This is a genomic window from Pseudoalteromonas nanhaiensis, assembly GCF_051235485.1.
In the GTDB taxonomy this organism is placed as follows: domain Bacteria; phylum Pseudomonadota; class Gammaproteobacteria; order Enterobacterales; family Alteromonadaceae; genus Pseudoalteromonas; species Pseudoalteromonas lipolytica_C.
In genome coordinates, this window is record NZ_JBPNYQ010000002.1 from 364,385 (window position 1) to 373,651 (window position 9,267).

The 9,267-nt window shown below is 42.1% G+C and carries 9 protein-coding genes and 3 tRNA genes; 9 read left to right on the top strand and 3 right to left on the bottom strand.

Annotation, left to right across the window (positions count from 1 at the left end; genetic code table 11):
• Positions 1 to 38 precede the first annotated feature (38 nt).
• The 3 genes from prmC to hemA are packed head-to-tail and all read right to left on the bottom strand — an operon-like array spanning position 39 to position 3,233.
• Positions 39 to 881, bottom strand: coding sequence for a peptide chain release factor N(5)-glutamine methyltransferase (prmC, locus tag ACSFVZ_RS03935; RefSeq protein WP_199525828.1), 843 nt, complete (start codon positions 879 to 881; stop codon positions 39 to 41).
• A gap of 2 nt (positions 882 to 883) precedes the next feature.
• Positions 884 to 1,969 carry a peptide chain release factor 1 gene (prfA, locus tag ACSFVZ_RS03940; RefSeq protein WP_135924142.1) on the bottom strand — a complete coding sequence of 362 codons (1,086 nt, stop codon included), beginning with the start codon at positions 1,967 to 1,969 and terminating at the stop codon, positions 884 to 886.
• 7 nt (positions 1,970 to 1,976) lie between these two features.
• Positions 1,977 to 3,233: a glutamyl-tRNA reductase gene (gene hemA, locus ACSFVZ_RS03945; protein ID WP_171040414.1), complete on the bottom strand. Its 1,257-nt coding sequence runs from the start codon at positions 3,231 to 3,233 to the stop codon at positions 1,977 to 1,979.
• 83 nt (positions 3,234 to 3,316) lie between these two features.
• Here hemA and lolB point away from each other — a divergent pair, with 83 nt between their 5' ends.
• The 9 genes from lolB (at position 3,317) to ACSFVZ_RS03990 (ending at position 9,266) form a co-directional block, all read left to right on the top strand.
• Entirely contained in the window at positions 3,317 to 3,904 is a 588-nt protein-coding gene (lolB, locus tag ACSFVZ_RS03950) for a lipoprotein insertase outer membrane protein LolB (RefSeq protein ID WP_135924140.1), read from the top strand.
• A 2-nt stretch (positions 3,905 to 3,906) separates the two neighbouring features.
• The gene (gene ispE, locus ACSFVZ_RS03955; protein ID WP_135924139.1) at positions 3,907 to 4,773 is read left to right on the top strand and encodes a 4-(cytidine 5'-diphospho)-2-C-methyl-D-erythritol kinase; all 867 of its coding nucleotides are present in this window, start codon (positions 3,907 to 3,909) and stop codon (positions 4,771 to 4,773) included.
• Between the two features lie 79 nt (positions 4,774 to 4,852).
• The gene (locus tag ACSFVZ_RS03960; RefSeq protein ID WP_135924138.1) at positions 4,853 to 5,800 is read left to right on the top strand and encodes a ribose-phosphate pyrophosphokinase; all 948 of its coding nucleotides are present in this window, start codon (positions 4,853 to 4,855) and stop codon (positions 5,798 to 5,800) included.
• Between the two features lie 151 nt (positions 5,801 to 5,951).
• On the top strand, positions 5,952 to 6,563 hold the full coding sequence (locus ACSFVZ_RS03965) for a 50S ribosomal protein L25/general stress protein Ctc (RefSeq protein WP_135924137.1): 612 nt from the start codon (positions 5,952 to 5,954) through the stop codon (positions 6,561 to 6,563).
• 19 nt (positions 6,564 to 6,582) lie between these two features.
• The gene (pth, locus tag ACSFVZ_RS03970; RefSeq protein ID WP_435558154.1) at positions 6,583 to 7,167 is read left to right on the top strand and encodes an aminoacyl-tRNA hydrolase; all 585 of its coding nucleotides are present in this window, start codon (positions 6,583 to 6,585) and stop codon (positions 7,165 to 7,167) included.
• Positions 7,168 to 7,201: 34 nt separating this feature from the next.
• On the top strand, positions 7,202 to 8,293 hold the full coding sequence (gene ychF, locus ACSFVZ_RS03975; RefSeq protein WP_135924135.1) for a redox-regulated ATPase YchF: 1,092 nt from the start codon (positions 7,202 to 7,204) through the stop codon (positions 8,291 to 8,293).
• A gap of 639 nt (positions 8,294 to 8,932) precedes the next feature.
• A tRNA-Met gene (locus tag ACSFVZ_RS03980) sits at positions 8,933 to 9,009 on the top strand.
• A 61-nt stretch (positions 9,010 to 9,070) separates the two neighbouring features.
• Positions 9,071 to 9,155, top strand: a tRNA-Leu gene (locus tag ACSFVZ_RS03985).
• Between the two features lie 36 nt (positions 9,156 to 9,191).
• Positions 9,192 to 9,266, top strand: a tRNA-Gln gene (locus tag ACSFVZ_RS03990).
• Position 9,267: the final 1 nt, after the last annotated feature.

Below are 9,267 nucleotides of genomic sequence, written 5' to 3' on the forward strand. Positions count from 1 at the left end.
GATCCTCAAAGGCTATGTACGCACAAGCCTTTTTGTTATTATTTAGGCCATTGTGCAAGTGTTACACGGTCATTACCGCCAAGATCTTTAATTGTAAGTATATGGCTATACGACATTTGTGCAAAAAAATCTTGAACTTTTGCCCGTTGCTGGTAGCCATGTTCAATTAAAAGATAGCCATTTGTTGCTAAATAGTCACGCGCCATAGTAATTATTTGTTTGATGTCAGCCATCCCGTCATCATCTGCGACTAATGCAGATAAAGGTTCAAAGCGCACATCTCCACGGCTCAAATGGTCATCATCATGTTCAATATACGGCGGATTGCTGACAATTAGGTCAAACTTTTCTTTTTTTACTGCACTAAACCAATTACTCAATGCAAAATGAGCATTGTGAATGTTTAGTCGTTGTTTATTTTCTTCAGCTAGTGCAACTGCATCAGCGACCCTATCGACTCCAGTAACCTGCCAAGTTGGCATTTCGCTGGCTAGCGCAAGGGCAATTGCCCCTGTCCCTGTGCCTAAATCAAGCACCTTAGCACTTGCTGGTAATTCTAAACCTAAAGCATATTCAACTAAGGTTTCGGTATCAGGTCTTGGGATCAAAGTTGTTGGATTGACCTTTAAAGGAAGGCTCCAGAATTCACGAAAGCCTACAATATGAGCAACTGGCTCGCCGTTTAAGCGCCGCTGGCATGCTTGTTCAAAAGCAAGTTGTTGCTGCTCGGTAAGTTGTTTTTCTGGCCAAGTGAATAAATAACTGCGGGGTTTATCAAGAATGGATAATAACAATACTTGCGCGTCAAGTTTGGCGCTGTCACTGCTAGGCGTTAATAACGCCGTCGCAGTAACAAGTGCTTGTTCTATGCTTTGCGGCACGATTATTCATCGCCCATCGCAGCAAGTAAGTCAGCTTGGTGTTCTTGCATTAGTGGCTCAATGACACAGCCTAAATCACCTGCAACCACTTCATTTAAACGATAAAGTGTTAAGTTAATGCGGTGATCTGTAATACGACCTTGTGGGTAGTTGTAAGTACGGATACGCTCAGAGCGGTCACCACTGCCCACTAAGTTACGACGTTCTGACGCCTCAGCCGCTTGACGCTTTTCATCTTCAGCTTGTTGTAAACGAGCACCAAGTACAGACATTGCTTTAGCACGGTTTTTATGCTGTGAACGTTCATCCTGACACTCTACAACCACACCTGTAGGAATGTGAGTAATACGAATTGCTGAATCTGTTTTATTTACGTGCTGACCACCAGCACCCGATGCACGGAACGTATCGACTTTAATATCTGCAGGGTTAATCTCAATTGCTTCTGCTTCAGGAATTTCAGCCATCACTGCCACGGTACAAGCAGATGTATGAACACGACCTTGCGATTCAGTCTCTGGTACACGTTGAACACGGTGAGCACCCGATTCAAACTTCAGCTGACCATACACGCCTTCACCAGAGATGTGCGCGATGACTTCTTTATAACCGCCATGTTCACCTTCGTTAGTACTTACTACTTCAACTTTCCACTTTTTAGTTTCTGCGTAGCGGCTGTACATACGGAATAAATCACCGGCGAAAATAGCAGCTTCATCACCACCGGTACCAGCACGAACCTCTAAATAGACATTATTATTGTCTTTCGGATCTTTTGGTAACATCAGAATTTGGATTTCGTCTTCTAATTCGGTAATTTGTGCTTTTGCTTCTTTATATTCTTCTTGCGCCATTTCACGCATGTCAGGATCAGAGTCTTTTAGCATCTCTTCAGCCGTAGCAACATCATCTTGCGCTTGTTGATAGGCTAAAAACGCTTTTACGATTTCTTCTAATTCTGAGTATTCTTTAGATAAGGCACGAAAGCGATTTTGGTCGCTGATCACAGAGGGGTCGCTTAGCAGCGCTTGCACTTCCTCATAACGCTCAACTAAGGTTTCTAATTTTCTATAAACAGACTCTTTCATTTAACGACTATTCCTGATCAATACCTAACATTTTCTTTAATTGGCTTAACTCGGCTGCTTCACCTTTTTTAGCAGCATCTTGAATGGCACGGGTAGGTGCGTGCATCAAGCGGTTGGTCAGTTTATTTGCCAACTCGAGTATAACTTTTTCTGCCTCTTTGCCTGCTTGCAGCTGACTGAGGGCTTTTTCGACAAGTTCTGACTTTATATCTTGTACATCGTTGCGATAATGGCGAATCAAATCCACCGAATCGAGTGAACGCAACCACATAGCAAATTCATCGGTACGAGAGCGAATAATGGTTTGCGCTTGTTCGGCAGCCTGCTCTCGGGCGGCGATATTCTCGCTTACTATGGCTTGTAAGTCATCAACTGAATACAAATAGGCGGCATCTAATTCGCCTACTTGACTCTCGATATCGCGTGGCACTGCAATATCTATAAATAACATTGGTTTATGGCGACGCTTTTTTAGCGCTTGCTCTACCACCCCTTTACCAATAATAGGTAAGGTACTAGCCGTTGAACTAATTACGATATCCGCATCGTGAAGGCGCTCAGGTAGCTGGGCAAGTGCAATCACATCTGCGTTGACATCGCTGGCAAGGGTCTTAGCACGTTCAATAGTTCTGTTGGCAACAGTAATTTTTTGCGGATTATTTTGGTACAAATGTTTAGCAACCAACTCTATTGTTTCACCAGCACCAATAAGCAGTACATTGGTTTTATCTAACTTGCCATATATGTGCTTTGCTAAATTAACCGCTGCGTAGGCAACCGAAACAGCGCTGGCACCGATATCGGTTTCAGTACGAACCTGCTTTGCTACCGAAAAGGTTTTTTGAAACAAGCGATCGAATGTCACACCGATTGCATCGTGAGTCTTTGCATTGTGATAGGCTTGTTTTATTTGCCCTAAAATTTGTGGCTCACCAAGCACCAGCGAATCTAAACCACAAGATACTCGCATTAAATGATTAATGGCTTCGGTACCTTCGTGATAATAGATGTTGTTGCTCAGTTCTTGTTCATCCAAACCGTGGAAACTGGCTAACCAGTGCAACAAGGTTTGGGAATTACGCTCGGCAAGGCTACAATAGATTTCAGTTCGGTTGCAGGTCGAAACAATGACCGCTTCATTGAAATGCGCATGGCCACTTAATTGTTGTAACGCCTCAGACATTTGCTCAGGCGAAAACGCAACTTTTTCGCGTAATTCTACGGATGCGGTTTTGTGATTTATACCAAGTGCTACGATGGTCATATGTACCAAATATTGCTAAGCCCAGCTGTAAAGGCATTAATTTTACCAAAAATCAGCGGAATATGGAAAGTAAGGAACGACATTTGATTAAACAATATTTGATTTTATTCATATTTTTTTTATTTATCAGCGGTTGTGCGCAAAAAATTTCAACGGTTGATTACATTTACCCTGATTGGAAAACCCGCCTAGACCAACAGACTCAGTGGCAAGTACAAGGTAAAATGGCGTTTATCAGCACCGAGCAACGCCAATCAGCCAATTTAAATTGGCAACATGATGAACGCAACAGTGACATGGTTCTAACTAGCTTTATTGGCACACGCATTCTGTCGTTACAGCAAAACCCTCAAGGTGCTGTTTTAGAGTATGATGGCGACACCTACACAGATCAGGATGCATCTAGACTACTTTACCGGTTAACAGGCTTTTCAATTCCATTAGATAATGCCGCAAAATGGCTAAAAGGTACTGCACAGAATGAGCAAGCATCATTCGATGAACAAGGTCGTTTAAAAACACTGCTTTGGCAAGCAGAGAATGGTCAACAATGGCACATTACCTATGCAAATTACCGCAAGCAAGATGGTTATTGGTTGCCAGAAAAACTGACTTTAAAAAATCAACATATTCGTATTAAAATTCAACTTAATGATTGGCAGTTACATTAATCATGACACACATTTTAAAGCCCCCTTTCACATTAATCGCACCCGCTAAACTAAACCTATTTTTGCATATTAATGGTCGTCGCGATGATGGCTACCATGAGCTTGAAACCTTATTTACCTTTTTAGAATTTGGTGATGACTTAACATTTACAGTGACCCATGAACCCGATATCACAGTCATTGGCGATACAAATGGCATTGCTTTAACAGACAACCTTATATATAAGGCAGCTCGTTTATTACAGCAGCATTGTGGTTGCCAACAAGGTGCGACTATCGAGCTATTAAAACGTTTACCGATGGGCGGTGGTGTTGGTGGCGGTTCATCCGATGCGGCTACGACCCTACTTGCTCTCAATAAGTTGTGGGAGTGCGATTTATCGCTCGAAGAATTAGCTAAACTTGGGGTGACGCTTGGAGCCGATGTACCAGTGTTTATAAATGGCCACACAGCAATTGCTCATGGTATTGGCGAGCAGCTAGAAAATGTAGAATTACCGCAAAGTTGGTTTTGTGTAATACATCCTGGGGAGCATGTCAGCACCGCGAAAATTTTTACCCATCCTGATTTAAAACGTGACACACCCAAGTTAAAAGTAGACTGGCAAACGGAAAATTTAGGCAATGATTGTGAGCCTTTGGTTAAAAAGCTCTGCCCCGAGGTTGAAAAAGTCCTGCAGTGGTTGCTAAAATACGCCCCGTCAAAGATGACTGGTACGGGCGCTTGTTGCTTTGCTGAGTTTTCAACCCAGGCACAAGCACAACAAGTTTTAGCTCAGTTACCAGATAAATGGACAGGTTTTGTTGCAAGTAGTGCTACACTTTCACCTGCTCATAAAGCATTAAATGCTCACTTTGCTATGAAGTAACGTACAAGTAAATGTTAACCTGCTTTGGTGTCTACCATAGCCTGTTAGTCCCAAAATTCAGTGCCTGAGGAACCCTACCGTGCCTGACATGAAGCTCTTCGCTGGTAACGCAACACCTGAGCTAGCTCAAAAAGTTGCAAAACGTTTGTATATTGAATTAGGCGATGCTGTTGTTGGCCGTTTTAGTGACGGTGAGATCAGTGTTCAAATTAATGAAAATGTTCGTGGTTCTGACGTTTTCATCATTCAATCAACCTGTAACCCTACTAACGATAACTTAATGGAGCTTATCGTTATGGTTGATGCCCTTCGTCGTGCATCTGCTGGTCGTATCACAGCAGTTATTCCATACTTTGGTTATTCACGTCAAGACCGCCGTGTGCGCTCTGCTCGTGTGCCAATTACTGCTAAAGTTGTTGCAGACTTCCTTTCTAGTGTTGGTGTTGACCGCGTATTGACGGTTGATTTACACGCTGAACAAATTCAAGGTTTCTTCGACGTACCAGTTGATAACGTATTCGGTAGCCCAGTGCTATTAGAAGATATGAAAGAACGCGACTTCGATGACGTTGTTGTTGTTTCTCCAGATATCGGTGGTGTTGTTCGTGCTCGTGCTATTGCGAAGCTATTAAATGACACTGACCTAGCTATTATCGACAAGCGCCGCCCACAAGCAAACGTTTCACAAGTAATGCACATTATTGGTGACGTTGAAGGCCGCGACTGTATCATCGTTGATGACATGATCGATACCGGTGGTACATTATGTAAAGCCGCTGCTGCTCTTAAAGAGCATGGTGCTAAACGTGTATTTGCGTATGCAACTCACCCTGTGCTTTCAGGTAATGCCGCTGAAAACATCCGTAACTCAGTAATTGACGAAGTGATTGTAACTGACTCAATTACATTATCTGATGAGCTTAAAGCAATTGATAAAATCAAAGTGCTTACGCTTGCAGATATGCTTGCTGAAACAATTCGTCGTATCAGCAATGAAGAATCTATCTCAGCGATGTTTGAACACTAATCAACAACGCGAAGATATTCAAAAAGCACCGTCTAGGTGCTTTTTTTGTAGTCGTTATTTATTTTCCCCGAAAGGGGTGGTATGATAGCGCGCCTTTTGGCTGGGGACCTTGGTCGCAAAGGCCCTAAGACTATTAATTATTGGAGACATTATGTCAACTTATACATACAATGCAGAATTACGTACAGAAACAGGTACTGGTGCGAGCCGCCGCCTACGCCGTGAAGATAAAGTTCCTGCAATCCTTTACGGTGCTGACAAAGAAGCTGCATCTATCGTTCTTGCACACAAAGATATGATCAAAGCGCAAGAAGACGAAGGTTTCTACACGCACATCCTTACTTTAAACATCGGTGGCGAGTCAGTTGAAGCTATCCTTAAAGATATTCAACGTCACCCATTCAAGCCTAAGATCACTCACTTAGACTTCCAACGTGTAGATGCTTCTCACAAACTTCACACTAAAGTGCCAGTACACTTCATCGGTGAAGAGAAAGTAACTAAAGCAGGTAACACTGTTGTTCACCAATTAACTGAAATCGAAATCACGTGTCTTCCTAAGTCACTTCCTGAGTTCGTTGAAGTTGACGTTGCAGGCTTAGTAGCTGGTGATTCAATCCACCTTTCTGACCTTAAACTACCAGCAGGTGTTACATCTGTTGAGCTAGCTAAAGGCGCAGACCACGACCAGTCAATTGTTACTGTTAAAGCTAACAAAGCTGCTCCTGCTGAAGACGAAGCTTCAGAAGACGCTGCAGAATAATTTTTAAGGTGTCAACACCTTGAATTCTATTCAAATGCTTGTGGGCCTGGCTAATCCAGGCCCCGAATACGCAAACACACGCCATAATGCAGGTGCCTGGTTCATCGAAGAACTTGCTGCACGTTATAACTGCACACTCAAACACGATCCTAAATATCATGGCCTAACAGGCAAAGTGATCATTCAAGGCCAAGAATTTAAATTACTGATCCCTACTACTTATATGAACTTAAGCGGTAAGGCGGTGAGTAGTCTCGCTAATTTCTTTAAAGTTCCTGTCGAAAATATCCTCGTCGCACATGACGAAATGGATCTCGAACCCGGGATTGCTAAACTAAAAAAAGGTGGCGGTCATGGCGGCCACAATGGTTTAAAAGACATTATCGCGAAAATGGCAAACCAAAAAGATTTCATGCGCCTTCGTATTGGCATTGGTCATCCTGGTCACCGTGAAATGGTTACGGGCTGGGTACTGGGTAAAGCCGCGAAAGAAGACCAAGAAAAAATGGATGCCGCAGTTGACGAAGCAGTTCGTTGTATGGAAATTCTTGCAAAAGATGGTGTGTTAAAAGCACAAAACAGACTACATTCATTTAAACCTTAAATCGTTTATTTGAAATTACACAAGGTATCTTACTATGGGTTTTAAATGTGGCATCGTTGGTTTGCCAAATGTTGGTAAATCAACACTATTTAATGCACTAACTAAAGCGGGTATTGAAGCCGCTAACTTCCCTTTCTGTACCATTGAGCCAAACACTGGCGTGGTTCCGGTTCCTGATGCACGCTTAAATGCGTTAGCTGCTATTGTAAATCCTCAGCGTATTTTACCAACAACGATGGAATTCGTTGATATTGCAGGTCTAGTAAAAGGCGCATCTAAAGGTGAAGGTTTAGGTAATCAGTTCCTTGCAAACATTCGTGAAACTGACGCGATTGGCCATGTTGTTCGTTGCTTTGAAGATGAGAACATCGTACACGTAGCAGGCACTATTGACCCTGCAGATGATATTGATGTTATTAATACTGAGTTAGTATTAGCCGATATGGATAGTGCCGATAAAGCACTTGTTCGTAACGCTAAAAAGGCAAAAGGCGGCGATAAAGACGCTAAAGAGCAAAATGCAGTACTTGAAAAGGTAAAAGCACACCTTGATGAAGGTTTAACTCTTCGTTCATTAGAGTTAACAAAAGAAGAAAAAGCAGCAATTAAGCCACTTAACTTCTTAACGATTAAACCGACTATGTACATTGCAAACGTTGCTGAAGATGGTTTTGAAAATAATCCATACCTAGACAAAGTTCGTGAAATCGCTGCTGCAGAAGATGCCGTTGTGATCCCAGTTTGTGCGGCTATCGAATCTGAACTGTCTGAGCTTGAAGAAGAAGACAAGTTAGAGTTTATGGCTGACCTAGGTTTAGAAGAGCCTGGTCTTAACTTAGTGATCCGTGGTGGTTACGAGTTACTTAAATTACAAACTTACTTCACCGCTGGTGTAAAAGAAGTACGTGCATGGACAATTCCAGTAGGTGCAACTGCGCCTCAAGCTGCAGGTAAAATTCACACTGACTTTGAGCGTGGCTTCATCCGAGCACAAACTATCGCTTTTGATGATTATATCGAGTACAAAGGTGAAAGCGGTGCAAAAGAAGCAGGTAAAATGCGCCAAGAAGGTAAAGAGTACATTGTTAAAGACGGCGATGTAATGAACTTCTTATTCAATGTATAAGCAGCTTCGCTGATAAAATTTTAAAAGGCTCGTTACTACGAGCCTTTTTTATTGCTTATCATCTTTTAAACTTGCTACTAACCACCATATCATTTGGCACTCCTAGCTATTTGCTAGATTTAACCGTCTATTCCAAGCAATGGACGCTTATCACGAACTTGGCAAATTGGTATTAGCGCCGATACAGCCAAACATAATTTGACAGAGGATTAAGGTTTTTTAGTGCTGGATTGTTCCGCTGTTAGTTGATTTACTACCAAACCACGTCTTTACTTAAAGAAACAAAGATCGAAATCGAGTGCTCTTTTAGCTGCAATCACTTTAAGAAATAAGTTCTTTTGTTGTTTTTAACAAGCAAACATCCTATAAAAAGAAATTATCTATTTTTGTTGCTTGATTTTTGTTTGAAAATCAAGCAGCTTAAAATCAGTATTAAAACAGTTACAAAACACATTGCAGTTTTAAATTGGTAAATAGCAGTCAAAAAAACAGCAATTCAAATGAAATTTAGCCACTTAGCTTAATTTTAATGCAAACAAACACTGATAAGCGTTTTTTTGCAAAAAAGGTGTTGACGGATTTAGGTCATATCAGCATAATACGCCCCGCACTCAGCGATGAAGTGCTAACAAAAAAGATGGCTAAGTAGCTCAGTTGGTTAGAGCACATCACTCATAATGATGGGGTCACAGGTTCAAATCCCGTCTTAGCCACCATTCTTTCTTGTTGCTCAATGAAGAGTTTAAAATAACTACCAGTACTTTTAGTACGAATGATGCGGGAGTGGCGGAATTGGTAGACGCGCTGGATTTAGGTTCCAGTAACTTCGGTTGTGAGAGTTCAAGTCTCTCCTTCCGCACCATGTTCTTGATAAGAACTAAAACTATCAAGCTTTTGTTGGGATATCGCCAAGCGGTAAGGCAGCAGGTTTTGATCCTGCCATTCCCAGGTTCAAATCCTGGTATCCCAGCCAC